Raw genomic sequence first — 26,899 nt, forward strand, 5'->3', positions numbered from 1 at the left:
CGGCCAATGACTGCAGGGCACCGCCTGTCGACCAAAATCTTGCCGCGGGCTCTTTTTTTGTTAGCCTTCTCCAATGTGTTTTTTGACGGGGAGCGATTCATGGGAACGAGACGCGACATACTGATCGTCGATGACAACGAGGTGGTGACTTCGGTCCTGGTCGAACTCTTTTGCAAGGAGGGGTACGACAGCTCCGGGGTCGCGACCGGCGAGGAGTGCCTCGAGGAGTTGCAGCGCACACCGTACAAGCTGGTCATGCTCGACGTGCGCCTGCCGGGGATCAGCGGCATCGAGGTGCTGCGCGCCATCGGTGAGTCCCACCCCGGCGTCGACGTCATCATCATGACGAGCCACGTGTCGCTGGAGACCGCGGTGCAGGCGCTACGCCTGGGAGCCCAAGATTACCTCTTCAAACCGTTCGACGACCTGGAGATGGTGCTCACCACGGTGAACAAGACCCTGGAGCGGCGCCGCCTCATGAGCGAACACGACGACCTGGTGCGCACCTTGGCCGACCTCGCCGTCGAGAACACGCGCATCATGAAGGAACTGCGCCAGGCGAACAGCGACCTCGAGGAAAAGGTGTCGCAGCGGACCGCGGAGCTGTCCCGGGCCAACCTGCACCAGAAGGCGATCATCGCGGAGCTCAGGGAGGCAAAGGAGGCGGCCGAGGCGGCGAACCGGGCCAAGTCCCAGTTCCTCGCCAACATGAGCCACGAGATCCGCACCCCGATGAACGGCGTGCTCGGCATGGCGGAACTTTTGCTGCGCACCGACCTGGATCAGAGGCAGCGCGGCTACGCCGAAATGCTGCACCACTCAGGGGCGTCGCTCCTCGCCATCATCAACGACATCCTCAACATCTCGAAAATCGAGGCGGGAAAGCTGGAGCTGGAGAAGATCACCTTCGATCTGCACGACGCTGTGCAGGGGGCCGTCGAGCTGTACCGCGAGGTCGGGCGGCGCAAGGGGGTGGCGGTCGAGCTCGAAGTGGCGGCCAAGGTTCCCCGCCATGCCGTCGGCGACCCGAACCGTCTGCGCCAGGTGCTGATCAACATCATCGATAACGGCCTCAAGTTCACCGAGCAGGGCTCGGTCGAGGTCCGGGTCAACCTCATCGAGGAAAGCGGCGCGGGGCATCACGTCGGGTTCGAGGTTAAGGACACCGGCATCGGCATCCCGGCGCAGGCACTTGACACCGTCTTCGACCTCTTCGCCCAGGTGGACGGCTCCACGACGCGCCGATACGGCGGGACCGGTCTCGGGCTCGCCATCGCCAAGCAGCTGGTCGAGCTGATGGGAGGCGAGATCGGCGTCGAGAGCGAGCCGGGAAAAGGGTCCACCTTCAGCTTCATAGTCTTTCTCGGCAAGAGCCCGCAGGTACCGAAGCTTCAGCGAGAGACGCCCCGCGAAGAGCAGGCGGACGGGGAAAACTCCGCGGCGGCCTTTGCCGCCCATGTGCTCTTGGCCGAAGACAACCCGGTCAACTGCGAGGTGGCCCACGCCATGATCACCGCGCTCGGGTGCCAGGTAGACGTGGTTCAAAACGGCGTGCAGGCGATCGCGGCGCTCTCCTGCAAAGGGTACGATCTCGTCTTCATGGACTGCCAGATGCCGGAGCTCGACGGTTACGAGGCGACCCATGCGATACGTTCCAAGGAGCGCGGCACCGGCAGACATACCACCATCGTCGCCCTCACCGCCCACGCCATGGCCGGCTCCCGCGAATTCTGTCTCGGCGCCGGCATGGACGACTATCTCAGCAAGCCCTTCAGCCTCGATCAGCTCCGGGAGGTGGTGTCAAGGTGGCTACGCCCCTGCTGTCCCTCGGACTTCATCTCTCCGTGACGGTGAACCTGTCGAAGAAAACATAGGAATCGGCCTTCGACCAGAGGCCGATGCGGCCGTCGACCGGTTCACTCCAGGGCTGATCCACATACTTCACCCCGTTCAGGTATCCGAGTATCCTTTTCCCTTCCACGACGAGCCTGAGATCGTGCCACCGGCCGGACGGGACCGGCACCTTGCCGGCCCACTGCACCGTGGTCCGCCGCCCCTGTTCCATACGGAACAGGACCAGGTTGTCCTCCAGTGCGTTGGCGCGCAGCAGCAGGTAGTCCCCGTTCGGCTTGATGTCGAAGGCGATCCCCGCCGCCTGATCGATCGTGCCGCTCACCCCCTTGAAGGCCACCTCGATGCTCCCGCCCCGGAAGTTTCTGACCTCGTTGCAGATCGACAGCGGGAAGTATCGGTACCGCTCCAGTCCCGCAAGGAATTGCGGGGCGCCCGATCCGTAGAACGCCTTCGCCTTGACGGGGGCTGCCGGAGCCAGGACGCCCTGTTCCCAGCTCCGGCCGTCGACCGCGTAGACGGCGCGGGTCCCGTCCCGGTCCACGTGCCAGCTCCCGACCAGCGCGCTGAAACTCCGCGCTTCGGCTCCCGGCCTCTCCCCGGCAAACCCGATTTGCCCTTTCGCCGAGGCCGGAAGTGCTGTAGCGGCCAAGGCAGCCGCCGTCACAAGTATCGTCAAAATTCTCCTGCAGTTTCTCTTCACCTGGCTCATCTGTCGGCACTCCCGGCGCATTTTTGTCACCCCTGCTTGACCTTCAAGGTGAAGGTCACCCCGTTCATATCGGTCTGATCCTCGGTGTAGGAGCGGCTGTTGTAACGGTTGAGGTCGTAGATCAGGCGCGCCTTCACCGTGTAGGTGCCGCTTGGAAGCGCCGGGGTCCAGGTGAGGATGCGCTCCTCGCCGGCCCTGATGATCGCCTCATGCGGCCCCTGCGCATCGGCCTGGCTCGCCGCGATCGCATCGGGACGCTTCTTGTCTTCCTCGAGGAATTTCCTGTCGTCCGGGCGGGGGCCGTAGGAAGGGGCGAACATCCATTCCCTGGTCGCTACGGGCTTGCCCATCTGGTCCGTCACCACAACGTTCAGGTAGACGGCGCGACGGTTGGAACCGGTGGGGACCGAGTGTCCCGCGCCGATGTTGATCAGATGGAAGGCGAGATCGGCTTTCCCCTCGCCCGGCTGGCTGATCGCCATGCTGAGCGCGCTCGCCAGGCGCTGCTGGGAGCGCCCACCGGTCCACAGGTGGCGCGCCACCGGGCGCTCCGGGTTGTCATAATCCTCGGCGACCTTGCGCATCGTGCGCGGCATGTGGCAATCCTGGCACTGCTGCTTGCCAAGCCCCGGTTTGAAGAAGTCCTCGCGCCATTCGAGGAAGGTTTGCGTCTGCTTGCCTGCCACCCGTTTCCCCATGCTGTGGCAGTAGGCGCACATGGCGGACGTCTGTATGGCGGGATCGGCCACCGTCTCGTGCGGCGCATTGACGGCATGGGCGGAGCGGATCTTCCCTTCCGGGGTGAGATGGCAGCTCGCACAGGTGATGCCGACTGCCTCCTTGTCCTTGCCCCGGGCCTTCGGCTTGCTCATCTCGGCGACGTTGATGTCGGGAATGGCGAAGGGCTCGGGGTAATGGCAGACGTTGCAGGAACGCCCCTCCTCCTCAGCCTCTCGGGCGTGCACCGGGTACTTCTCGGACCCGGCGAAGGCGTGGGCGGTGGCGGTAGCCGAAACTCCCGCAGGCATCGGTATCGCCTCCCCTTCCTTCTGCGGAATGGTGGTCGGCCGGTAGTGCAGATCACTGCCGAAGCCGAAGGCGAACTCCCGGTAAATGGCCTTGTGGCACGCTCCGCAGGTCTCGGAAGGGGTGGCGGTCCCCTGCGGGAAGTTCATCCCTCCGGTACCGGCACCGGCGGCCAGCGCCGTTCCGGCCAACAGCATGGCAACGAGCCCCGCGCATCCCGAGATGATCGATTTTTTCATGTTTTCCTCCTGTGGCGGCCGTGCCGCCTTTGCCGTCCCACGTTACGTGCGGTTTATGTGATCGGAAGCAGGATGCTGAACCTGCAGCCCCGTCCCTCTTCGCTCTCCAATTCGATCCTGCCGCCGTTCAACTCCACCGCCTGGCGCGAAATGGCGAGGCCAAGCCCCGCCCCACCCATCTCGCGAGAGCGTCCGGGGTCGGCTCGGTAAAAGCGGTCGAAGATGAGTGCCCGGTGTTCCCGCGCGATTCCCGGCCCCTGGTCCTGCACCTCGAGCGCGGCCTCGCCCCGCTCCGTCCTGCGCACGCGCACCTCGATGCGTCCTCTCGGCGGCGAGTACTTAACCGCGTTGTCCAGCACGTTGATCAGCGCCTGGCGCAGCATCTCCGGGTTCACCATGGCGTAAAGCCCCTTTTCGGCCCGCAGTTCGATCGTCTGTCCCTTTTCCTCCGCCAGCACCCCGATGATCTCCACCACGTCCGCCGCCATCTGCGCGAGCTCGACCCGTTCCCTCACCACGGAAAGCGCCCCCGCGTCACCGCGGCTCAAGGTCAGCAGGCTGTCCACCAACCTGGTCAGCCGGTCCGATTCCTCCAGCATGCTGGCAATCACCTCGCGACAGCCGGCGGCATCCAGTTCCCGCTGCAACCCTACTTCTCCCACGCTCCTGAGCGCCGTGAGCGGCGTGCGCAACTCGTGCGAGGCGTCGGCGCTGAAGCGGCGCAGCCTCTCGAAGGAATCCTCCAGCCGCGCGAAGGTGCCGTTCAGCATCAGCGCCAGGCGGCCGAACTCGTCGTCGGAATTTTCCACCGGAAGCCGTTCGGAGAGCCGCTCCGCGGTGATGACACCCGCCCGCGCCGTCATCGTCTCGATGGGAATGAGGACCCGACCGGCCAGCAAATACCCGCCCAACACCGCCATGAGCACGGCCAGCGGGCTTCCCACGAGCAGGATGATGGCGACGCTTTCCAGACTGGTCCTTAGCGTCTGTTCGTTCTCGGCGACGACGACACGCGGCTGTCCCGGCAACTGCAGTACCGCGTTCCTGATCCGGAAGGGTTGCCCGGCGTGTGAACGCCAGGAGCGAGCGGGACCTTCCGGCACCTCGGCGAGCGCCTTCTCCAGCACCTCCTTGCTCCACCCGGGCGTCTCGGCGACGACCACGTTCCCATGGCTCACCTGGAAAAATTCCACCGAGCCGTGCTGCGCCAGTTCGTTGATCTCGAACGGCTCCTCGCGCAGCACCCGCGTCACCGTGGCGAGGTCGCGCTCCAGTTGCGCGTCCATCTCGCGCAGCAGGCTGGCGCGGACGAAGAGGTACACCCCGAGCGCGAAGGCGATCACGATGGCGGCCAGGGCGGCGGCGTACCAGACGGTCAAGCGCAACCGTATGCTGCGCGGTCTGAGGATCATTGCCCTTCCTCCATGGTGAACCCAAGCCCTCTTACCGTCCTGAGCAGCTTGCGCTCGAACGGGCCATCCACCTTGCGCCTTAACCTGGCGACGTGCACGTCGATCACGTTGTCGAGCGGGGTCGAGCGTTCCTTCACCTGCCAGACGTCCCGCGCCAGCATCTCGCGGGTCACCACGCTCCCCTGGTTGCGCAACAGGTACTCAAGGAGCTGAAATTCCTTGACCGTCAGCTCGATTCCCTCGCCGTCGCGCTTCACCTTCCGCCCTACCAGGTCCATCTCCAGCCCCCCCAGGGAGAGTTTCACCGGAGTCTCCTTCTTTTCCCGGCGCAGGATCAGCCTGATGCGGGCCAACAACTCCGGGAACGCGAACGGCTTCACCAGGTACTCGTCCGCACCGCTGTCCAGCCCGAGGACGCGATCCTCGATCGAGTCGCGCGCGGTCAGTATCAGCACCGGCATCTCAAAGCCGCGCTTTCGCATGGTGGTAAGGATTTCGAGCCCGTCGCGCCCCGGCAGCATCAGATCGAGCAGGACCAAATCGAAGGTGCCGGCACTCAGCTGGTAGAACCCGTCTTCACCGCTGTAGGCCACGCTCACCTGGTACTGCTCGGCCTCGAGCCCGACCTTCAAGGCATCGGCCACCTTCTTTTCGTCCTCTATCACCAGCACGTGCATTCACGCTCCTTGAACTGTTTGCAGTATCAGCGAAATCGGTCATCCGTCTCAACTGAAGTTGTTCTGACAAAGAAGTAAGAATAGCCGTCGGAGCGCCGGGTTATCGACGCACGGTCGGTCCGCCTGGTTCGTGAAGGCAGAAGTTAAACCTGAAGCGGGCTTTGCACGATACCCGTAACGGAGAGAGGGGTGCACCGTTGCCTGGAGGTGAGTGTGGCAAAGGCGTGGATCAAGGCTTAAGTTGGTCGAAAAATTTCCCGTGATATTTCGCCGTCCCGATGCAGCGCTCGAAAACGAACTGGCAGATCCTCGTCCCCGGGTAGAGCGCCAGCGGCTTGTGCCCCAGGTTCACGATCTCGAGCACCTGCCGGTTCGAGATCCCGGGTTGCATGAACCCGGCCGTGACATGCACCGCCAGCCCGAAACGGGCGAACCGGCTTCTTCCCTCGAGCCATCCGGCGACGGTCTCCGCAAGCGTTATGCGCTCCCTGGTGATCCCGAGAACCATCTCGCAGGGTGCGATGGTGATGAATTCCCCGTCCGCCACCGAGACGGCTTCGGTCACGTCGGCGAAATCGGACTCGTTGTGCACGTGGCAGAGCCCGGTCTGCTTCTTGAAAATCCTGAAGTCGTTTCCCAGGGTGAGATCTACGGAGCCCGGCCCGATCTGGGAAGGGTCCAGCGGTTCTATGGTTATCTCCCCGCGTCCGATCGCCGCCGTTATTTCCCGGCCTACGAGTATCGACATTTTGCCACCTCCCTAGTGTGTACCGCCTTCCTTATCCGGGCAGCCCCTTTGTGCCCCGCCCATCTTCTACCCTGCTACCGGCTGAAAAAACTTCCAGGGTCCACACAAGCCACATGAGCACCAGCACTGCGACGAGAGGGACCAGGCTGATCGTCGTAACCGGGAAGGGAACCAACGGGCGGCACGCCCCGGCAGACGCTGGGTCGCCCATGCCGGACATGAGTCGGTTCAGAGTGGTCGGCGGCACCATCAAAAGCGCCCCGGCCATGATTGCTGCGTTGGTTGGGACGACCGGGAACTGTTGCTCAACCAGCCGCTTCGCGACGAGGGCGGCCGGGATGGCTGCCAGCACAAGATAGCAGTTCCAGGCGACCGGAGAGATCAAGATGCTGACGCAGACCATGAGGGCGAAGGGAGCATCGAAAGATGATTTCGAAACGCGTGCGGAGGCGAATAACCCCGCCCCGAGCAGTACCACCGGCGCAACGAACGCGAGGGGCCCGGCGAGTTCGGGTGCGCTCCAGAGCGGCGCAGCCTTCACGCCGCACATAGCCGGCGAGTCGGTTCCTGCGAAAAGCCTCCCGGCAATGCTCCAGACCGAGAAGTTGGAAGCGTGCCCCCGATACAGCGAGGAGACCAGCGGCCCGACCTTGGTGTAGTAGGCGATGACGGCGTCACTCCCGATGACCATGGCGGCGACGCCGTTGGCCGCGAGGACGGTTAGACCCGCCGCGACCACGGCCTTCCAGCGTCTCAGCACGGCAAGGAGAAGCACCAGCGGCCACGCGATGAATTTGACGGCGATAGCGGCGCCGAGAAAAAGGCCGCCGCCGGCTTCCCGACCGGTTTTCAGCATGTACCAGGTCCCGATAAGCAGGGCGAGTTTCAGGGTCATCAGTTGGCCGAGTACCAGATCCTGGAAAAACGGGCTCCAGGTGACTGCGAGAAAGGAGCAGGTGAGCACGACAAAGGGCGTAGGCCGCAGCTCCAAACAACGCAGCATCCCGTACGCCGACGCCGCCACGAGGGCAAGCTGGATGACGAACCACGTCTGCACCGCGTGCTGGTAGGAAAGAAGGCCAAGCGGGGAAAAGAGCAGCCCGACGGCCGGAGGATGGGGTGTGGGATGCTGAAAAACGGCGGTGGTGAGGGGGCCAAGGAAGCGTTTCGCCAGTTCCGGGAGGGGAGCGTATGGATCAGTGCCGGTAAGGACCGCCTTCGCCAGGAGGTATTCCTGAATAAAATCCCTCTGGTATATGTACTCGGGAGTGAAGTACTGGACCAGTCGCCAGAGGGAGAGTGTTCCGCAGACGGCAATGAGAGTCGCCAGGACCGGCTTGGCGAAGGACGGCATCGAGACGACTATCCTCTTTATGACGTGTCCTGACTCAGCCACACCCCCTCCGCTCCATTCCACCAGGCATTGCCATCACACAAGTATCAGTGCAATTGTAGCGTTCGACTCAGCTTGCGCCACTTGAAACCGAGTGAGTAAACGAGTCGATAGGATACTACCTGCGTAAAGGAGGTCAAGCTTGGGCAGGACGAACGAGCCGGCGTGTGGCTTCGAAGCGAACGGCTTTAGCTCAAAATTGGAACGTGACTAAGGTGTAGGATTACGGTATACCATTGGAGGCGCTAGCTATAGGAGGTGTGCAATGCACATTGCAAAAGCCAAACTCGAAAGCTTCCTTGAGGACCTTCCTGAGCAGGTAGACACCGAGGAAGTAATGTATCGCCTCTATCTTCTAGAGAAGATTGAGGCCGGCGAGACCGACATTGCTGAAGGCCGTTCTCTGCGCCATGAAGAGGCAGTGCAAAGGCTAAAGCGCAGATGGCAACAATAACGTGGTCTGAAAAATCGCTTTCAGACCTCGAGGAAATCTTCGACTACATCGCCCTCGATTCACAATTCTACGCGCAACACCAAGTCACCAAGGTGATTGCTGCTGTGGAACGGCTTGCAATCTTCCCGACTTCCGGTCGCCCTCTCCCCGAGTTCCCCACTTCTCCCCTACGCGAAGTCATCGTCGACCCCTACCGCATCGTCTATCGCACTTCAGGATCTGAGATTTTGATCCTTGCCGTCATCCATGGGAAACGGCTGCTAAAAGAAGAGGTGCTGTGAGCTTTCCCTACATTTAACTCTGACACTCAGAAAAAAAGGGGAGACGGCTTGCGCTATCTCCCCTTTAAAATTTCCACTGCGGTAAAACCTATTCCACCGTGACGCTCTTCGCCAGGTTCCTCGGCTGATCGACGTCGGTTCCCTTCAGCACGGCAACGTGATAGGCGAGCAGTTGCATCGGGATCGAGATGATGATCGGCATCACCTCATCGCCGTCCTCCGGAACCTCGAGGGCGACCTCGACCTTGTCGGCCACCTCGGCGTCCCCCTTGGAGCAGACCGCGATGACGCGGCCGCCGCGGGCGATGACCTCCTCCATGTTGGAGAAGACCTTCTCGTAGGTCGCCCCCTTGGGGACCAGCACGACGACCGGCATGTGCTCGTCGATGAGGGCGATGGGACCGTGCTTCATTTCGCCGGCCGCGTACCCCTCGGCGTGTATGTAGGAGATCTCCTTCAGCTTCAAGGCCCCTTCCAGGGCGATCGGGTAGTTCATGCCGCGCCCCAGGTACAGGAAGTCGCGGGCGGAGAGGTAGTTCCTCGCCACTTTTTCCACCTGCTCGTTCAGCTTGAGCGCCTCTTCCATGAGGGCGGGGACGCGCACGATCGCGGAGATGAGCTTTCTCCCTTTTTCCACGTCCATAGCGCCGCGGGCGCGTCCGAGACGGATGGTGAAGAGGTAGAGGGCGATCAACTGGGTGACGAAGGCCTTTGTGGAGGCGACGCCGATCTCGGGCCCGGCGTGGGTGTAGATGACACCGTCGGCCTCGCGTGCGATGGAGGAGTCCACCACGTTGCAGATGGCGACGCAGGCGCCGCCGCGACGCTTGGACTCGCGCATGGCGGCCAGGGTATCGGCGGTCTCGCCGGACTGGGAGATCAGCATCACCAGGGTGTTGTCGTCCACCACCGGGTTTCTGTAACGGAACTCGGAGGCGATATCCACTTCAACCGGTATGCGGCAGTACTCCTCGATGAGGAACTTGCCGACCAGCGCCGCGTGCCAGGAAGTGCCGCAGGCGACGATGCAGATACGGCTGATATCTTTCAGCTTTTCCTCGGTGAGGGCAAGATCCTCGAGGTAGACGTCACCCTGTTCTTCGCGAAGCCTGCCGGCGATGGTGTCGCGCACGGCGCGGGGCTGCTCGAAGATCTCCTTGAGCATGAAGTGCTTGTAGCCCCCCTTCTCCGCCATGTGCGGCGACCAGTCGATGTGGCGCGGTTTCTTCTCCAGCAAATCCCCCTGCACGTTGCTGAACTGGGCGTTTCCCCCCTTGAAGACCGCCATCTCGCCATCCTCCATGAAGATCATGGAACGGGTGTGGGAGAGGATCGCCGGGATATCGGAGGCGACGTAGAACTCCCCTTCGCCAAGTCCCACCACCATCGGCGCGCCGTGCTTCGCCGCGATCAGCTTGTCGGGCTCGCTCTCGCTCACGATGCAGATGGCGTAGGCGCCGCGCAGGACGGCGAGGGCCTGGCGCACCGCGCTCTCGAAGTTACCCGTCCCCTTCATGTACTGGTCGATCAGGTGCGCGATGACCTCGGTGTCGGTCTCGCTCTTGAAAACGTGCCCCTGCGCCTTCAGTTCCTCGCGCAGTTGCAGGTAGTTCTCGATGATGCCGTTGTGCACCACGACGATGGGTCCGGCCTGGTGGGGATGGGCGTTGATCTCGGAAGGACGACCGTGGGTGGCCCAGCGGGTGTGCCCGATGCCGACGGTGCCGACGACCGGGTTCGCCGCGAGGAGCTTCTCCAGGTTGGAGAGCTTGCCTTCGCTGCGCCGGATGCTCGCCTTCCCATCGTTGATGGTGCAGATACCGGCCGAGTCGTAGCCACGGTACTCGAGCTTTCTCAGCCCTTCAATGATGATGGAGGTGGCCTCCTGGTGGCCGGTGAATCCTACGATTCCGCACATGTATGACTCCGTTTCGACGATTTCTTAATTAACAAAGGGAAGTTCCCAAGACGTTACAGGATAACATCTCGTCGGAAGCAGCAACAGTTATTTTTTCCTGAGGGTCCACCCCTCTTTGTTCACCTGGGGCGAGCGGGCGATGGCAAGCGAGTCGGCCGGGACGTCCTTCGTCACCGTGGTTCCCGCGGCGATCAGGGAGTTTTTCCCCACCGTGACCGGGGCGACCAGCTGCACGTCGCTCCCCACGAAGACGCCGTCCTCGATCACGGTCTTGTGCTTTTTCACCCCGTCGTAGTTGCAGGTGATGGTGCCGCAGCCGATGTTCACGTCGCGGCCGATGGTGGCGTCGCCCAGGTAGGTGAGGTGGGAGGCCTTGGATCCCTCGCCCATGAAGGCCTTCTTGGTCTCCACGAAGTTGCCGATTTTAACGTGGGCCGAGAGCTCGGTGCCGGGGCGCAGGTGCGCCATGGGGCCGATGGCGGCATCGGGACCGACGACGGACTCCTCGAGCACGCTCCCCGCTTTCACCGCCACGTCGTCGGCGATGCGGCAGTCGATGATGAGGGTGTTCTGTTCGATACGGCAACGCTCGCCGATCACGGTGTTGCCGCGGATCACGGCGCCGGGATGGATCACGCTGTCGCGCCCGATCTGCACGCCGCGCTCGATGTAGACCGCGTCCGGGTCGATCATGGTGACCCCTGCGCGCATCAGCTCTTCGTTGATGCGCCGGCGCAGCACCCGGGAAGCCTCGGCCATCTGTACCCGGTCGTTCACCCCGGAGATCTCACGGGAGTCGCCCACCTGATAGCTGCGGCAGGAAAGCCCCTTCGCCCGCGCCTGCCGCACCACGTCGGTCAGGTAGTATTCCTTCTGGGCGTTGTTGTTGTCCAGTTTCGCCACCGCCCCGGCGAGGAAGGCGCGGTCCACGCAGTACCCCCCCGCGTTCACCTCGCGGATCAGGCGCTCGGCTTCACTTGCGTCCTTCTCTTCGGTGATGGCCACCACGTTCCCCGCCTCGTCCTTCACGATGCGGCCGTAGCCGAACGGGTTCTCTACCGTCGCGGTCATGACGGTCACGCAGGCCCCGCTCTCCGCATGCGCCTTCAGCATGGCACGCAGGCTCTGCTCAGTCAAAAGCGGCGTGTCGCCGCAGAGGATGAGGACGGTGTCGGCATCCGAATCTATTTCCGGCATGGCGCAGGCGACCGCATGCCCGGTGCCTAGTTGCTCGGCCTGGACCGCGAAGCTCACCTCGGTCCGCCCGGCGAAGCAGTTGCGTACCTTCTCCTGCTGGTGCCCCACCACGAGGACGCAGCGCTCGACGCCGGAGGCGAAGGCTGCGGCTACCGGCCACTCAATCATGGGCGGGCCGGCGACCGGATGCATCACCTTGACCAGATCCGATTTCATCCTGGTTCCCATACCGGCTGCGAGCACTATTGCTGATGTCTTGTTCATGGTTTCCCCCTTGCGGCCGAGCAAATTGTTCTTTTTTAACAACAATGACTCACCAGGTCAAGCTGTTTCGCCTGCGGTTTTCGACGCCCTGCATCCTTTTATCGTTTACTAATCCGTCACTTACGGCTATAGTCCTGCGGTGGAGGTTTCATGGGAGTCGCCGAGGACATAGCCAAGCTTGAGCTTGACCTGCGCGAGCTGATTATCAAGTACGAGCAGTACTTTTTCGGCATCGAGAAGCGGGAGCCGCTGCGCCTGCTCGACGCGGTCGAGCGCGCCGTAAGACGCTACCAGAACGTGAGCATCCCGAACACCAGCCACAGGTTCAAGTACGAATCGCTTGTCTCTACGCTTAGCGTGCACAAGCAGAAATGGGCCCGCACCAACCGCCTCATTGAGGAGGGGAAGTTCCAGCGCGACCGCTTCCGCATGTCGCTGCACCAGGCTGAACGTGCCGAGAAGGCCGAGAAGAAAAGCACCACCGCCGCTCCCCCGCAGGATGCACAGATCGAGAACATCTACCAGCAGTACGTGAACGCCCGCCGCGCCTGCAACCTCCCGGTTGAAAGCGTGACCCGCGAGAAGCTCGCCGAGGCGATCAACCGGCAAAAACCCGCGCTTATGGAGAAGTACCGCTGCCGCGACGTCGAGTTCGTCGTCGTGATCGAGGGTGGCAAACCCTCCCTGAAGGCCCGCCCGAAGAATCCATGAAAATAGCCCTTATCGCAATTCACCCGTACCCATCGCCGCAAGCGGTGCCGCTTGCCTGTGCCTTTCTCCGGGAGGCGCTTTTGTCCGACGTCACCCTCGCCGGGCGCGTCGACACCGAGATCCTCGAGTTCTTCACCGACGACGATCCCGCCGCGTGTGCCAGGACCGTCGCCTCCCGCGCACCCGACCTCGTCGCCTTCTCGATCTATGTCTGGAGCCGTGAGTGCGCCCTCGCCATGGCCGTGGCCCTGCGTCCCCTGCTCCCTGCCGCCCTCTTCTGCGCCGGAGGCGCCGAGCCTACCGCGAACCCCGACGGCCTTCTGGACGGTGCCTTCGACTTCGTGGTCCGCGGCGAGGGTGAAACCGCCCTGCCGCAGGCGGTGCGCCGTCTCCTGGAGGGTGCGCAACCAGACGGCATCCCTGGCGTGCTTCTGCCGGGCGCATCCTCCGCTCCCCTTCCCTCTCCCGCCGACCTGGAGACGATCCCTTCCCCTTACCTCTCGGGAAGGCTCGATCCTTCCGCCGTCGGCGGCGCGCTCTGGCAGCTCTCGCGCGGCTGCGACTTCGCCTGCTCCTTTTGCTTCGATCACAAGGGGGCAGGCGGGGTACGCCGCTTTTCCATGGAGAGGATCGAGGCGGAGCTGCGCCTTTTCGCCCGTCTTAAGGTCCCCCAGGTCTTCGTGCTCGACTCCACCTTCAACAAGGTGCCCAAGCGCGCGAAGGAGATCCTGCGCCTCATCAGGAAGGTGGCGCCGGACATCCACTTCCACTTCGAGGTGAGAAGCGAGTTCATCGACGCGGAGATGGCCGGGCTCTTCGCCTCCATCACCTGCTCGCTGCAGATAGGGCTGCAAAGCGCCGACGCCGCCGTGCTGCGCGGAGTGGGACGCGGTTTCGACCGCGACGATTTCGTGAACCGCGTCTTTCTCTTGAACCAAAGCGGCGCCATCTTCGGCTTCGACCTCATCTTCGGACTGCCGGGGGATACGCCGGAGCTTTTCCGTTCTTCACTCGACTTCGCCCTGTCGCTGTACCCGAACCACCTCGACATCTTCCCGCTCGCCGTACTTCCCGGTACGCGGCTTTACGGAAAGGCGGCGTCGCTCGGCTTGAAGCATCTGGACACGCCCCCCTACACCGTCCTTGCCACCCAAGGTTTCACGCCGCAAGAACTCGTTGATGCCGGCAGGCTTGCCGCGGCCTGCGATCTCTTCTACAGCAGGGGAAAGGCCGTGGCTTGGTTCAACTCGGTAGTCGCCGCCTTGCGGCTCAGCCCGAGCGCCTTCCTGGCCCACTTCGCCGCTTTCATGGGGGAGACTCCGGAAGCCGAGGTCCCCGAAGACGCGATCTGGGGGATGCAGCGCACTTTCCTGGAGCGGATCTTCCAGGAGCGCAGGAAGGCGAAGCTTTTACCGCTCGCCCTCGACCTGGTCGACTACCACCATCATTACGCGTCGGCGCTCATGGCGGCGCCGCCAACACCCCTCTCCCCGAAACGGCTGCGCAAGCTGGACCTGTTGCAGGAGCCGCTGCAGCTCTTCGCCAGTTCCACGCTCGCGCGCTTCAACTACGAGGTGCTCGAAATCCTGGAAGCCGGCGAGCCCGATCTCGCCGATTTCGCGTCCTGCTTCCAGGCCACCGGTTCCTGCGCCGTCATCTACCCCGCGCACGGCGAGGTGTGCACCGAATCGCTGTCCCCCGCCTATTTCGAGCTTTTGCAGGCACTGGACGGGAAAATGAGCGCACGGCAGCTTTGCCGAAAGGTACGACTCTCGGAAGAAGAGGCCCGGGAATTCCTGGAATTCGCCATCGGGGAAGGGATCGTGCAGCTCGCGTCCCCGCCTGCAGATTAATGGGACCATTTTAGTCTTCTTCCTCCCCCCTGCCTCCTCCCCCCTGCCCAGCACCCGAACGCATTAAAACGGGACAATACAGGCGTCCGCCGGGTCCCTCTCCAATGGTGCGCAATTAATCATCGCTCTGTCATAGATCCCGACCACCCACAGCTGCCATTACAAAGAATCCGTGTACTTGTAAACATAATCTTAGTTGGCGCCCATCTTGATAAAGAAGCGGCATTGTCACATAAACAGCGTGAAAAACATTGAACGTGAAGTTGTATCCTGCTTATTAATTGACGCTTTTTCAGTTGATTTCTTAGGCCGCGCGTATTAAAGTAGCCGCCGTTGCGAGCGCCGACCCAGATTAAAGCGTTCTAAAACGATCCTAAATACAGGAGATCACAATGGTTCAAGTTTTCACACGCCTCATCCCGCTGCTACTGCTCCTCGCACTAGCCCGGCCCGGTTTTGCAGCACAGGGCCTGGCCATCGACCCGGCAACCTGCCTTGGCTGCCACGGCAACAAGATTTCTGCCGAGCAGATGGCCAACTCGGTGCACGGCAAAAACGGCTGCACCAGCTGCCACATCGAGATCGTTGAACTCGCCAAGCACATGAAGGGCGAGATCAAGGTGGGTAAGGTCCAGTGCGTGCGCTGCCACAAGAAGGAAGCGGCCGAACACGCAAGGAGTATCCACAGCGAGAAGGGCGTCGGGTGCGCGCAGTGCCACACCGACATGCACAGCCACACCTACTGGAACAAGGACAAGCGTAGGGTCATCGTCAAGTGCACCCAGTGCCACAAAGACGAGCGCGGCTTCAGCCAGTCCGTACACGGCAAGGGCGTCCTCGCCGGGAACCAGGATTCGGCAGCTTGCAACGACTGCCACAACCTGCACGAGATCAAGGCGCTTGGTGACCCGAACTCGAAAGAGAACCGCGAGTTCCATACCAAGGTCTGCCTCCGCTGCCACGCCGACCAGAAACTCGTCGAGCGTAACCACATCTCCGAAGTGGCCGTGAAAAGCTACATGGAGAGCTACCACGGCAAGAACTACCGCCTGGGCTATCCGGAGAAGGTTGCCGGCTGCGCTGACTGCCACACCGCGCACGCCATCCTCCCCTCCAAGGATCCCAAGTCCTCGGTCAACCCGGCGAACCTGGTTCAGACCTGCAGCAAGTGCCACGCCAAGGGGAGCCAGCTCTTCACCAAGTTCTACGCACACGGCGAGCACAACGACCGCGAGAAGTACCCCATCCTGTTCTACACCTTCATCGCGATGACCGGCCTGCTGGTCGGCACCTTCACCGTCTTCTGGATCCACACCCTGCTCTGGATGATCCGCGGCTTCGTGGAGAACCGTGAGAAGGCGGCAGCGCTCGAAGAAGGCATCATCATGCATCACGTCCCCGAAGGGCACAAGCAGTACCGCCGCTTCAGAAGGGTCCACGTGTTCATGCACCTCCTGGTCATCATCAGCTTCCTCGGCCTTTCCCTCACCGGTCTGCCGCTCAAGTTCAGCGACCAGGTATGGGCCAAGTTCCTCATGGATCTCTACGGCGGGGCGCCCAATGCAGGCTTCTTCCACAGGGTCTGCGCAGGCATCACCTTCGTCTACTTCGCGATGGCGCTCTTTATGAGCATCCACTTCCTCTTCGTCAGGAAGGACATCAAAGGCAACCCGATCCAGAGGCTCTTCGGACCGGACTCCCTCTGCCCGAACCTGCGCGACATCAGCGACGTGATCGGCATGGTCCGCTGGTTCTTCTTCAAGGGTCCGAAGCCGACCTTTGAAAGGTGGACCTACTGGGAGAAATTCGACTTCATCGCGGTCTTCTGGGGTATGTTCGCCATCGGCGGCTCCGGCCTGATGCTCTGGTTCCCCGAGTTCTTCGGCATGTTCCTGCCGGGTTGGGCGTTCAACGTGGCGACCATCATCCACTCGGACGAGGCGCTCCTGGCTACCGGCTTCATCTTCTCGGTCCACTTCTTCAACACCCACGGGCGTCCGGAGAAGTTCCCGATGGACTTCGTCATCTTCAACGGCCAGATGTCCAAGCACGAGTTCGTCGAAGAGCGTGGCGATCAGTGGGCTCGTTACGAGAAGGACGGGATCACCGAGCAGTTCGCTGCCAAGAAGTCTTCCGGCATCTTCTATGACTTCTGCCTGAAGGCCTTCGGCTTCACCGCGCTGTTCACCGGCATCACCTTGCTGCTGCTGATGATCTACGCTTTCATGCACCCGCACCACTAAGCGGTTGCTGAACATGCAGTAAAAAAGGGGCCTCCCATTCGGGAGGCCCCTTTTTGTTTTTAGCCGTCTGAGCTGTCTGAGTAGTCAGACCGGTCCGACTGGTCAGACGGCTTCGTCGAGGGAAGCAGCGCCTACAGCATGTCCACCGGATCGACGTCGATGGTGAGGCGTACGGTGGAGGGGTGGCTGAAGCCGCCGCGGAAATGGAAGAGGAGCCGGTGCAGATCGGCACGCTCCACACCTTTCAGAAGGATCTGCCAGCGGAACCGGCCACGCACCTTCCCAAGCGGAGCGGTCACCGGACCTAGCACCTCGACCCTCAGGCGCGTCTCCCGCTTGATCTTGCGCAAAAGAGCGGCCGCCTCGTCCGCAGCACTCTCCCCCTGGCGCGCCGCCACCGCCGAGAAGGTGAGCGCGGCCAGGTGCGCGAAGGGAGGATATCCCACCTCCTCGCGGAAGGCGATCTCCTCGCGGTAAAACGCCTCGTAGTCGTGGGCGACCGCGTGGGTGAGGGCGTAGTGCCCGGGGGCGAGCGTCTGCACGAAGACACGTCCCGGTTTGTCGCCGCGCCCGGCCCGACCCATCACCTGGGTCACCAGCTGGAAGGTGCGCTCGGCGCTCCTGAAGTCCGGGAGGTTCAGCGAGGCATCGGCGGAGAGCACCCCGACCAGGGTGACGCCGGGGAAGTCGTGCCCCTTGGCGATCATCTGGGTCCCGATCAGTATGTCCACCGTCCCGTCCTCCAGTTCCTTCAGGACGCGCGCATGCCCCCCCTTCCCCTTTGTGGAGTCCCGGTCCATGCGCGAGACCCGGGCGTCCGGGAAGAGCTTCTGGACCTGGTCCTCGACCCGTTCGGTGCCGCGCCCGAGCAGGGTGATCGCACCGCTCTTGCAGTCGGGGCAGCTGGCGGGGGGGAGCATGGTGAAGTCGCAGTAGTGGCAGACGTGCTTTCCCTTGATGCGGTGGAAGGTAAGGGTGACGGCGCAGTTCGGGCAACGCAGCACGTGGCCGCAGGTCTCGCAGACGAGGTAGGTGGCGAAACCGCGCCGGTTCAAAAAGAGCAGGGTCTGCCCCCCGGCATCCAGGTTCTCCCCCATCGCCTCGACGAGCTCGGGGAGGAAGGTCTCCCCCTTCTGGTTGCGCGCGTCCAGCATCGTCGTCTGGGGCATCGGGAGCTCGCGCACCCGGTCCGGGAGGTGAAGGTAGCCGAGCCTGCCCTGCATCGCTGCGTGGTAGCTCGTGACGAGCGGGGTTGCCGAACCGAGGATCACGACGGCGCCGGCCTGTTTGCCGCGCACGAGGGACAGGTCGCGGGCGTTGTAACGCACCCCCTCGGACTGCTTGTAGCTACCTTCGTGCTCCTCGTCGACCACGATCACCCCTACCCCCTGCAAGGGGGCGAAGAGTGCGGAACGGGCGCCGATGACAATGGAGGCCTCCCCGCGCCGGATGCGTCGCCACTCGTCGTAGCGCTCCCCGTCGGAAAGTCCGGAGTGCAGCACCGCGATGCCGCAGTCGAAGCGGCGCTTGAAGCGGCCGACCAGCTGCGGGGTGAGGGCAATTTCGGGAACGAGGACGAGGGCCGTCTTTCCTGCGGCCAGCGCGATCGCGATGGTCTGCAGGTAGACCTCGGTCTTGCCGCTCCCGGTAACCCCGTGCAGCAGAAACGGTGCGAAGGAGCCGGCACTTAGTGCGGCGGTGAGCCGGGCGAGCGCTTCGCCCTGGGCCTGGTTCAGGGGCAGTGGCGCGTCGTGTCCGAAACTCTGCGCCTTGAACGGGTCCCGGTACACCTCGCGCTGTGAGAGCCTTGCCGCGCCGAGCTCCACCAGGCGCGCAAGCTGTGCCGTGCACCCCCCGAAGCGTTCCCTGAGCTCGGGGCCGGAGCATGGCCCCGCATCGAGGAGATACTCCAGGATCTCCAGCCCCTTGCCGCGCGGACGGGCCGCACACTCCGGGTCGGCGGTGTAGATCCGCTCGGTGCGCACGCTTTTCCCCCCGGCCAGGTACTCCTTGAGGACTGGCGTGCCGTCCTCGGACTCCTCGCAGCGGTAGCGGCTCACCACGTTGATCCCGGCGGGAAGCGCCATCTTGATCACTTCGCCGAGCGGGTGCAGGTAATATCCGGCGATGAAACGGTAGAAGTCGAGTTCTGAGGGGGTGAAGAGCGGCTCCTCGTCGAGGACGTCGAGGACCTCCTTGAGCTCCCCCACTCCTGGATGATCGTCGTCGCCCAGGAGGTATCCGGTGACCTTGCGACGGCCGAAGGGGACGAGGACACGCTTGCCGGCCACGGCCACGGACGAGAGGCGTTCGGGCACGAGGTAGTGGAAGCTTCCCTCCAGGGGGAGGGGGATGGCGACCTCTACGATGTGCTGGCGGGCTGTCTGCATGGAGTAGAGATGTCTGCTGCGCTTAGGGTTAACGACCTCCCCCCGGTGGGGGGAGGAGGTCGTAAGAGGAAGGAAGGGGGAGCGTGAAGCGGAGCGGATTACTTTTTCAGGACCTCTTCAGCCACCGCACGTCCGAGGGCCTCGCACTCGGCGATCACCTCGGGCTTGGGCATGAAGGGGGAGCGTACGAAGGGATGCGGGAGCTTGAAGTTCATGCTCTTCAGCCGCTCCTCCGCCATCCGGCACGCCTCGCCCGACCAGCCGTAGCTGCCGAAGATGCCGCCGACATTGCCTTTGAGGCTCACCGTCGAGAGGTAGGCGAGCACGTCCCACATCGGCTTCGGGATGTCACGGTTGATGGTCGGGGTGCCGAAGATGAGCGCGTCGCACTCTTCCATCAGGTCGCGGATGTCGGCCACGGAGGCGTGGTTGATGTGGCACAGGGTAACGTGCACCCCGACCTCGCCTGCCCCCTTCGCCACCGCCTCGGCCATCTGCTCCGTGTTGCCGTGCGGGGAGATGTAGAACACCGCGATGCGGCGGCCGGCCGCTTTGGGCTCGGACCACTTGCGGTACATGTCGATCGCTTTTCTCGCGTCGGCGCGGTAGACGGGACCGTGGCTCGGGCAGAGCATGTTCAGCTCGACGCCGTCGAGTTTCGCCACCGCCTGGAGGATGCGCTCCTTGAAAGGACGCATGATGCAGTCGAAGTAGAAGCGGGTCTCGCCGGAGAAATCGGGGCACTCGTCCGCGAAGAGGGCCTCGGGGGAGAAGTGGGAGCCGAAGGCGTCGCAGGAGAAAAGGGCGCGGTCCTCCTCGAGAAGGGTGAACATGGTGTCAGGCCAGTGCAGAAACGGCGCGGAGATGAAGCGAAGCGTGCGCCCGCCGAGGTCGATCTGATCGTTATCCTTCACGATCTTCGACTCGAAGGGAGTGTGGATCTGGTTCCCGAGGAAGGTGCGCGCCGCCTGGCTGGATACCACGGTCGCCTTCGGGCAGTGCTGCAGCAGCTTGGAAAGGGAGCCGGAGTGGTCCGGTTCCGAATGGTTCACCACGATGTAGTCCACGCACGCGGGATCGACCAGGGAACGGATCTTCTCGAGGTACTCGTCGAAGCGCTTGGCCTTGACGGTGTCGATGATGGCTATGTGACTCTCCCCCTGCACGAGGTAGGAGTTGTACGTGGTACCGTGTTCGGTGGGAAAGAGATCGTCGAAGACGGCGAGGCTCGGGTCCTTGACCCCGATCCAGTGGAGACCCTTCCCTAACTCGACTGCTGCAGACATACCGCTACCCCCTGTCTTATCTTTCATAACGGCCGGATGCCGGCCCTCGCTCAGTTGACAAGCGGCCCCGCGGCGATGCGCCGGGGGGCCGTATACACAGATGCGAACTGTACCAAAATCAAAAGCTTAAAGCAAGGAAAAGGCTAGTTTCCGGCGCCGTCACGGCCGCGGCGATACTCGACCACGACCTGCGCGTCGCGCCTTCCGGAGCGCCCTGCCGGGGCGGGACGCCCACCCTGGCCGGGACGTCCGCCGTGACCTGGGCGCTCGTTCTGGCCGGGACGCCCCTTGGCGCCGAACGGCTTTTTCCTGGGGTCGAAGCCGGGACGCCCTTTTCTGGCACCGGGACCACCGTTGTTCCTTCTCAGGGGGCGGGTCGGCTCGAACCCTTCGATGACGTGCTGCGGCAGCGGCTTGCCGGTCAGGCGCTCGATGCGGTCCAGGTAGGCCACTTCGTTCATGGAGCAGAAGGAGATGGCGATCCCGGTGGCACCGGCGCGGCCGGTCCTGCCGATCCTGTGCACGTAGTCCTCGGCGAACTTCGGCAGGTCGTAGTTGATGACGTGGCTGATCCCGGAGACGTCGAGACCGCGGGCGGCGACGTCGGTGGCGACCAGAAGACGCACCTTGCCGCGGCGCATGTTGGTGATGGTCTTGTTGCGTGCTCCCTGCGACATGTCGCCGTGCAGCGCAGCCGCGGCGTGTCCCTGGGAGTAGAGTTCGAAGGCCAACTGGTCGGCGTCCTTCTTGGTCGCGGAGAAGATGATCGCCTTGGTGACGCTCGCGTCGGAGACGAGGTGCTGCAGCAGGCGATTTTTGTGGCGCATGTCGTCGGTTACGTGCAGGCGCTGCTCGATCTGGAGGTTCGTGACCTGCGTTACGTCAACGGCAACGCGGACCGGATCCTTCAAAAGACGCTGAGCGAGCTTCGCCATGGCGTCGTCCATGGTGGCGGTGAAGAGAAGCGTCTGGCGCTCGGTCGGAGCCGCGGCGGCGATGCGGTCCACGTCCTCGGAGAAGCCCATATCGAGCATACGGTCAGCTTCGTCCAGGACCAGCATCTCGAGACGGGAGAAGTTGATGGTGCGGCGGTCGAGGTGATCGATCAGGCGCCCGGGGGTGGCGACGATGATGTCGACCGGGCTGGACAAAAGCATCATCTGGTCGCGGTAGGGCATACCGCCAAGGATCGAGCCGCAGCGCACGCGCATGAACTTGCCGTAGGTCCTGATCGCGTCAACCACCTGGATGGCGAGCTCGCGGGTCGGCGTCAGCACGAGGACGCGCGGCCCCTTGCCGCGCACCGGCGACGGAACGAGCAGGCGCTCCAGCGCGGGGAGAACGAAGGAGGCAGTCTTGCCGGTACCAGTCTGGGCGCTGCCGATCAGGTCGCGTCCGGAAAGCGCGAGCGGAATCGATTCTGCCTGGATCGGGGTGGGCTCGGTGTAGCCGCAGGCGTTGATTGCTTTGACAAGAGGTGCGGAGAGTTTCAGTGCTTCAAAAGACATGTGTTTCCTTTACGTTCCCTCGAGGCAAAAAGCGGCCGTGCTGCGTCCCGGACATCCCCGTGGGACGGACGCGGCTTCTTCGCCGGAGGGCGGTTTGATGTGGGGCGTGCCAAACCCACCGCGACAGTGATTGTCGCAGGCTCAGCTAAAAAGATGGATCGGCAACACGCAATATGACCGGCAAACCTTACATCGTCGCCAACCATGGTTGCTGCCGCATTTCTCGTGGGGATATACCTGAATGCGAGGGGTTGGATCGATGGGAGGGGGAGGTCCCCCGTTGGAACTGATGTCAGTCAGTCAGAAAGCTTTACTACAGGAAGGGGATAAAAGGCAAGTTTTTATTGAAACGTATACAGTTTACAAAAAAACCCCGCCGATGAGGGCGGGGTTTTCGGTGCGTGCCGGGACGGTACAACAGTCGTGGAGGGGCACGTCGCTGGCTGGTCCAGGATTACTTCTTCTTGGCTGCGATAGCGTCTTTCAGTGCCTTGCCCGGGCGGAACTTGGGGACCTTGGCTTCGGCGATCTTGATCTCCTTGCCGGTCTGCGGGTTCCTGCCGGTACGCGCCTGGCGGCTAGCCACTTCGAAGCTGCCGAAGCCTACCAGAGTTACCCTGTCGCCCTTCTTCAGTGCGCCGCTCACGGTGGAGATGAATGCACCGACGGCCTTCTCGGCTGCGGCCTTGGGGATGTTTGCGGATTTCGCCACTGCTTCGACCAGTTCTGCTTTAGTCATGTGAGACCCTCCTTGGCTGGATTAAATTAACGCCACTATAATCATATATCGGTAATTTGCAAGGGTTTTCTTGATTCCCCCGTGATTTTTCCCGCAACTGGCGCGGCTTTAGCCCCTTTTTAAGGCGCGAAGCCGCTCCTGGCAAGGGTTTACAGCAACCGGTTTCGCCGGATGAAACAGCCCCACCCAAACCGCAAAAAGCCTTTGATTACGGACGTTTACTGGACCGGAGCCGCTACTTCGGCGGGCTCGGCGGCGTAGCTTGTAGGCTCGGTCCCGGAAACGAAGCACTCCTGCACGGCGCCGGGGGTCCCTTCGCGCGCGAGTTTGCCGCTACGCGGGTCGATAAGGGCAAAGGTGACGTTCCCCGGGGTGGGGAAGGACCGCACCGGCACCCCGGCGAGGGCGCGTTGCATGAACTCGGTCCAGATCGGCGCCGCAGCCTGCCCGCCCGAGCCGCCGGAGCCCAGGCTTCTCTCCTGGTCGTAGCCAACCCACACGCCGGCCACCAGTTGAGGCACGTATCCGACGAACCAAGCGTCTTTCATGTCGTTGGTGGTACCGGTCTTGCCGGCCACCGGCCTCCCGAGAGCGCGGGCTCTGCTGCCGGTGCCGCTGGAGACGACGCTCTGCATCAAGTTAGTCATAATGAAAGCAGTCTCAGGCGGGATGGCAGGCACGGCACCGCCGGTCGCCTCCGACATCACCGGGACCGGTTTGTTCTGCTTCAGTTCGATCGGCTTTCCGTCCTCCCCGTCCCCTGCGCTGTCCCCCTCCCCTGCGGCATCCGGCGCGGCGCTCGACATCCGGGTGAACACCGGGACCTTCGGCTCCTGGATCTCCTCCAGGACGTTGCCGTCGCGGTCGAGCACCTTGGTGACGAAATACGGGGCGGTGCGGTAGCCACCCGAGGCGAACACGGCATAGGCGCTGGTGAGCTCGATGGGTGTAACGCTCGAGGAACCAAGGGCAAGGGTGAGGTTCGCCGCAAGCGGCGAGGTGATGCCGAGTTTCTTGGCGTAGTCGATCGCGGAACCGACGCCGATCTGCTCCAGGATCTTGACGCTCACTACGTTGATCGAGTTGGTGAGCGCCTCGCGCATGGTCACCGGCCCGCGGTAGACGTTGTCGTAGTTCTTCGGCTTCCACGCCTTGTCCCCGCCGCTTTCGTACTCGACCTGGGAGTCGTCGATGATGCTCGCCGTGGTCATGCCGTGCTCGAGGGCCGCCGCGTAGATGACCGGCTTGAAGGCGGACCCGGGGTTTCTCTTCGCCTGCATGGCGCGGTTGAACTGGCTCTTCTTGAAGTCGTACCCGCCGACCATGGCGCGGACGCCGCCGGAGGTGGGATCGATGGCGATGAGCGCGGCCTGCGCCTCCGGCACCTGGTCCAGGGCGAAGACGGCTCCGGTGCGGTTCTTGTCCGGCTCCTTGACCTGCAGCTCCAGCACGGCGCCGAGGCCGATGGCGCGTTTGGCGGTCGGCTTGCCGTAGCTGTTCACGAGCTCCAGACGCCCGGCCCAGTCCATACCCTTCCTGGGTACGGTGCCGGTCCGCTCGCCCACCCTGACCGTCAGCTCCTGCTTAGCCGGGTTCACCCCGGTAACCACACCCTGGTAGACCGAGCCCTGCTTGAGCGAGAGATCGTCGATGTCGTCCTCAACCTTCTTGCAGAAGGGATCGACCTCGGCCTCGGCCAGGTACTTCGCCGCCCCGCGGAAGCCCTGGCGCTTGTCCACGGCCTTCAGGCCGTTCACCACCGCGTCGTAAGCCGCCTTCTGCATCTCGGCGTTCATGGTGGTGTAGATCTTCAGCCCGTCCTTGTAAAGCCGCTCCTCGCCGTACTTCTCCACGAGCTGCTGACGCACCTGTTCCAGGAAGTAGGCCGACTGTTCCGCGTTCACCTTCTTGAGCGGCTGGATCACAATCGGGGTGGCCTTGGCGTAATCCGCCTCGGCCTGCGTTATGTAACCCTCCTTCACCATCCGCTCGAGGACGTACCCCTGGCGCTCCTTGGCGCGCTCCAGGTGCTTGATGGGGGAGTAGCTGTTCGGCGCCTTCGGGAGCCCCGCCAACATGGCCATCTCGGCCAGGTTCAGCTTGTCAACCTCTTTGCCGAAGTAGGTTTCCGCGGCGAGCTGCACCCCGTAGGCCCCGGCACCGAGGTAGATCTGGTTCAGATAGATGTAAAGGATCTCGTCCTTCGTGAGACGCTCCTCCATCCTCTTCGCGAGGATCGCCTCCTTCAGCTTCCTGGAAAACTTCTTCTCCGGGGTGAGGAGCATCGACTTCGCGACCTGCTGCGTGATGGTCGAAGCCCCCTCCTTCTTGCGCATGGAGATCACGTTTTTGAAGGCCGCCCGCATGACGCCGATGTAGTCGATCCCCTTGTGCTGGTAGAAGTTGGAGTCTTCAGCCGCCACGAAGGCCTGGATCAGGCGTTTGGGCATCTTGTCGACCGGCACCACGGTGCGCCGCTCAAGGTAGAATTCGCCGACCAGGGTGCCGTCCTGGCCGAAGACCTGGGAAAGGATGGGCGGACGGTAGTCGGCCAGGCGGTCGACCTTCGGCAGTGCGCCGAGAAGGTAGAAGAAATAGCCGAGCAGGGCGAGGAGCATGATGGTGGAGCCGCCGGCGGCGCCCCAGAGGAGGTACTTCAGGGGGGAAGACTTCTTCAACCTGCGCTGCTGGCGCGGCTGCGCCTTGTAGGTTTCCATGTCGCGAGGATCTCCGATCGGGATTGATGCGTACGCTGGGGTATACCCGGAAGGCCGGTGGCGGGCGAGGGGGAGAAGCTCCTTTGCCTGCGGCTAGGTGGAGCCGGTCGGGAACCTGCGGGTGCATCTGGTGTGCCGCGCCCCACTGGGGGCGCCAGGAGTGAAGATTATCCCAGATGGGCTCACTAATTCAAGGTTAATGTGGGGCGGGGAGGCCTTCCCCACGCGGCGGCAGCCGTTCGGGGACGGCGCCTTATCACAGCATAATGTATACACATTACGTTCTTGCGCCAAACGATGCTATGATTTCCAGGTGCATATGACTAAGTGCGGAGACATTCCCGAAGCGATGACGGCACACCTGACAAGACTGACCAATAACCTGGTGCGCGGCGCCTTCATGGAGCTCTACCTCACCCCGAAACCGGGGCTGGTGGATCTCTGCGACAGCGGCTCGCATCCCGAGCTCTCGGTCGAGCGCATGGAGGCGTCCCTGAAGATCGTCTCCCTGTACCTGCTCGACCTCTGCGACGCCGTCGCGCGCGGCGAAGAGCTGAACGAACAGGTGCGTCTCGGGGTTGCCGCGGAAAGCGCGGTGCAGCGTGCCATCGGCACCAGCTGCCACAAGGGGTACATCTTCCTGGCCGGGCTCATGCTCTGCGCCAGCGCCTGCAGCAACGGGCGCGACGAAGACGCGCTGCGCGCTTCGATCACCCGGCTCGCCGCCCTCTTCTTCGACCAGGGGGAGCCCGGTGCGGCGCACCGGGTCAGAAACCGCTTCCAGGGAGGCGGCCTGAGGGAAGAGGCGCTGGCCGGGCTGCCGAGCCTCTTCGACGAGGCGCTCCCCGTTTTCCGGCGCGAGATGGCGAGCGGCGGCAACCGCGGCAGCGCCATCTTCGCCATGCTCGGCAGGCTCATGCAGACCGTCGAGGACAGCACCGCGCTGCGCCGCTGCGGCCGCAGCGGACTGAAGACGATCCGGGAAGACGGCAGACACCTGGAGCGCATGATCGCGCAAAGGGATGATTTCCTTGCCTTCCTTGCCGAGCGCAACGCTCACTACGCGAGCCGCAACCTCACAATGGGTGGCGTGGCCGGGCTCCTCGCCCTGGGCCTTGCCTGGTTAAGCCACACCGGCGAGCTCGAAGCCGCCTGATCACCCCTCCTCCGTTTTTACGAAATCCCCAGCAATTCCCGTTTACTTAGCCCCGACCCCATGCTAGAATCTCCCCGCTAAACCCGCTCCAGCTCACCCGCCGCCAGGCTAACAAGGGTACCGC

General features: G+C 63.1%; 20 protein-coding genes. 7 read left to right on the forward strand and 13 right to left on the reverse strand.

From position 1 onward, the window contains the following. Window positions 1–99 precede the first annotated feature (99 nt). Complete coding sequence (locus E4633_RS03100) at window positions 100–1,848, forward strand: response regulator (protein ID WP_135868795.1); 1,749 nt, start codon at window positions 100–102, stop codon at window positions 1,846–1,848. Here the strand turns inward: E4633_RS03100 and E4633_RS03105 are convergent. The 6 genes from E4633_RS03105 to E4633_RS03130 all read right to left on the reverse strand — a co-directional run bounded on the left by E4633_RS03105 (window position 1,835) and on the right by E4633_RS03130 (window position 8,061). Beyond that, a complete protein-coding gene (locus E4633_RS03105) occupies window positions 1,835–2,530 on the reverse strand; it encodes a DUF1080 domain-containing protein (RefSeq protein WP_246037882.1) in 696 nt (231 codons plus the stop codon). The two genes, E4633_RS03100 and E4633_RS03105, sit on opposite strands and share 14 nt — an antisense overlap. Before the next feature lie 59 nt (window positions 2,531–2,589). Next, window positions 2,590–3,828, reverse strand: a complete 1,239-nt coding sequence (locus E4633_RS03110) for a hypothetical protein (RefSeq protein WP_135868796.1) — start codon at window positions 3,826–3,828, stop codon at window positions 2,590–2,592. Between the two features lie 53 nt (window positions 3,829–3,881). Continuing rightward, window positions 3,882–5,240: a sensor histidine kinase gene (locus E4633_RS03115; protein WP_135868797.1), complete on the reverse strand. Its 1,359-nt coding sequence runs from the start codon at window positions 5,238–5,240 to the stop codon at window positions 3,882–3,884. Continuing rightward, window positions 5,237–5,917, reverse strand: coding sequence for a response regulator transcription factor (locus tag E4633_RS03120; RefSeq protein WP_135868798.1), 681 nt, complete (start codon window positions 5,915–5,917; stop codon window positions 5,237–5,239). Before E4633_RS03120 ends, E4633_RS03115 begins: the two co-directional genes overlap by 4 nt. A gap of 229 nt (window positions 5,918–6,146) precedes the next feature. After that, complete coding sequence (gene dcd / locus E4633_RS03125; protein WP_135868799.1) at window positions 6,147–6,665, reverse strand: dCTP deaminase; 519 nt, start codon at window positions 6,663–6,665, stop codon at window positions 6,147–6,149. Between the two features lie 31 nt (window positions 6,666–6,696). After that, on the reverse strand, window positions 6,697–8,061 hold the full coding sequence (locus E4633_RS03130; protein WP_135868800.1) for a glycosyltransferase family 87 protein: 1,365 nt from the start codon (window positions 8,059–8,061) through the stop codon (window positions 6,697–6,699). A 262-nt stretch (window positions 8,062–8,323) separates the two neighbouring features. Between E4633_RS03130 and E4633_RS03135 the strand changes: the two genes are divergently transcribed. After that, window positions 8,324–8,512, forward strand: a complete 189-nt coding sequence (locus E4633_RS03135; RefSeq protein ID WP_135868801.1) for a hypothetical protein — start codon at window positions 8,324–8,326, stop codon at window positions 8,510–8,512. Beyond that, window positions 8,500–8,793 carry a type II toxin-antitoxin system RelE/ParE family toxin gene (locus E4633_RS03140; protein ID WP_135868802.1) on the forward strand — a complete coding sequence of 98 codons (294 nt, stop codon included), beginning with the start codon at window positions 8,500–8,502 and terminating at the stop codon, window positions 8,791–8,793. The genes E4633_RS03135 and E4633_RS03140 overlap by 13 nt, the downstream gene beginning before the upstream one ends. 88 nt (window positions 8,794–8,881) lie before the next feature. Here E4633_RS03140 and glmS read toward each other — a convergent pair whose 3' ends face one another. Continuing rightward, a complete protein-coding gene (glmS, locus tag E4633_RS03145) occupies window positions 8,882–10,711 on the reverse strand; it encodes a glutamine--fructose-6-phosphate transaminase (isomerizing) (protein WP_135868803.1) in 1,830 nt (609 codons plus the stop codon). Window positions 10,712–10,798: 87 nt separating this feature from the next. Further along, window positions 10,799–12,172, reverse strand: a complete 1,374-nt coding sequence (gene glmU, locus E4633_RS03150) for a bifunctional UDP-N-acetylglucosamine diphosphorylase/glucosamine-1-phosphate N-acetyltransferase GlmU (RefSeq protein ID WP_135868804.1) — start codon at window positions 12,170–12,172, stop codon at window positions 10,799–10,801. 150 nt (window positions 12,173–12,322) lie between these two features. Here glmU and E4633_RS03155 point away from each other — a divergent pair, with 150 nt between their 5' ends. The 3 genes from E4633_RS03155 (at window position 12,323) to E4633_RS03165 (ending at window position 16,979) form a co-directional block, all read left to right on the forward strand. Then, the gene (locus E4633_RS03155) at window positions 12,323–12,883 is read left to right on the forward strand and encodes an MXAN_5187 C-terminal domain-containing protein (RefSeq protein ID WP_135868805.1); all 561 of its coding nucleotides are present in this window, start codon (window positions 12,323–12,325) and stop codon (window positions 12,881–12,883) included. Continuing rightward, window positions 12,880–14,736 carry a B12-binding domain-containing radical SAM protein gene (locus tag E4633_RS03160; RefSeq protein ID WP_135868806.1) on the forward strand — a complete coding sequence of 619 codons (1,857 nt, stop codon included), beginning with the start codon at window positions 12,880–12,882 and terminating at the stop codon, window positions 14,734–14,736. The genes E4633_RS03155 and E4633_RS03160 overlap by 4 nt, the downstream gene beginning before the upstream one ends. A 392-nt stretch (window positions 14,737–15,128) precedes the next feature. After that, complete coding sequence (locus E4633_RS03165) at window positions 15,129–16,979, forward strand: cytochrome c3 family protein (protein ID WP_135868807.1); 1,851 nt, start codon at window positions 15,129–15,131, stop codon at window positions 16,977–16,979. 131 nt (window positions 16,980–17,110) lie between these two features. Here the strand turns inward: E4633_RS03165 and priA are convergent, their stop codons facing one another. The 5 genes from priA to E4633_RS03190 all read right to left on the reverse strand — a co-directional run bounded on the left by priA (window position 17,111) and on the right by E4633_RS03190 (window position 25,619). Continuing rightward, on the reverse strand, window positions 17,111–19,369 hold the full coding sequence (gene priA / locus E4633_RS03170) for a replication restart helicase PriA (protein ID WP_135868808.1): 2,259 nt from the start codon (window positions 19,367–19,369) through the stop codon (window positions 17,111–17,113). Window positions 19,370–19,467: 98 nt separating this feature from the next. Continuing rightward, complete coding sequence (locus E4633_RS03175; protein WP_135868809.1) at window positions 19,468–20,655, reverse strand: FprA family A-type flavoprotein; 1,188 nt, start codon at window positions 20,653–20,655, stop codon at window positions 19,468–19,470. A gap of 143 nt (window positions 20,656–20,798) precedes the next feature. Beyond that, entirely contained in the window at window positions 20,799–22,163 is a 1,365-nt protein-coding gene (locus E4633_RS03180; RefSeq protein ID WP_135868810.1) for a DEAD/DEAH box helicase, read from the reverse strand. A 454-nt stretch (window positions 22,164–22,617) separates the two neighbouring features. Next, window positions 22,618–22,902, reverse strand: coding sequence for an HU family DNA-binding protein (locus E4633_RS03185; RefSeq protein WP_015718556.1), 285 nt, complete (start codon window positions 22,900–22,902; stop codon window positions 22,618–22,620). Window positions 22,903–23,120: 218 nt separating this feature from the next. Further along, on the reverse strand, window positions 23,121–25,619 hold the full coding sequence (locus E4633_RS03190) for a penicillin-binding protein 1A (RefSeq protein ID WP_135868811.1): 2,499 nt from the start codon (window positions 25,617–25,619) through the stop codon (window positions 23,121–23,123). Window positions 25,620–25,968: 349 nt separating this feature from the next. Here E4633_RS03190 and E4633_RS03195 point away from each other — a divergent pair, with 349 nt between their 5' ends. Beyond that, complete coding sequence (locus E4633_RS03195; RefSeq protein ID WP_135868812.1) at window positions 25,969–26,775, forward strand: triphosphoribosyl-dephospho-CoA synthase; 807 nt, start codon at window positions 25,969–25,971, stop codon at window positions 26,773–26,775. The last annotated feature ends 124 nt before the right edge of the window (window positions 26,776–26,899 follow it).

The organism is Geomonas terrae (assembly GCF_004791675.1).
GTDB lineage: Bacteria > Desulfobacterota > Desulfuromonadia > Geobacterales > Geobacteraceae > Geomonas > Geomonas edaphica.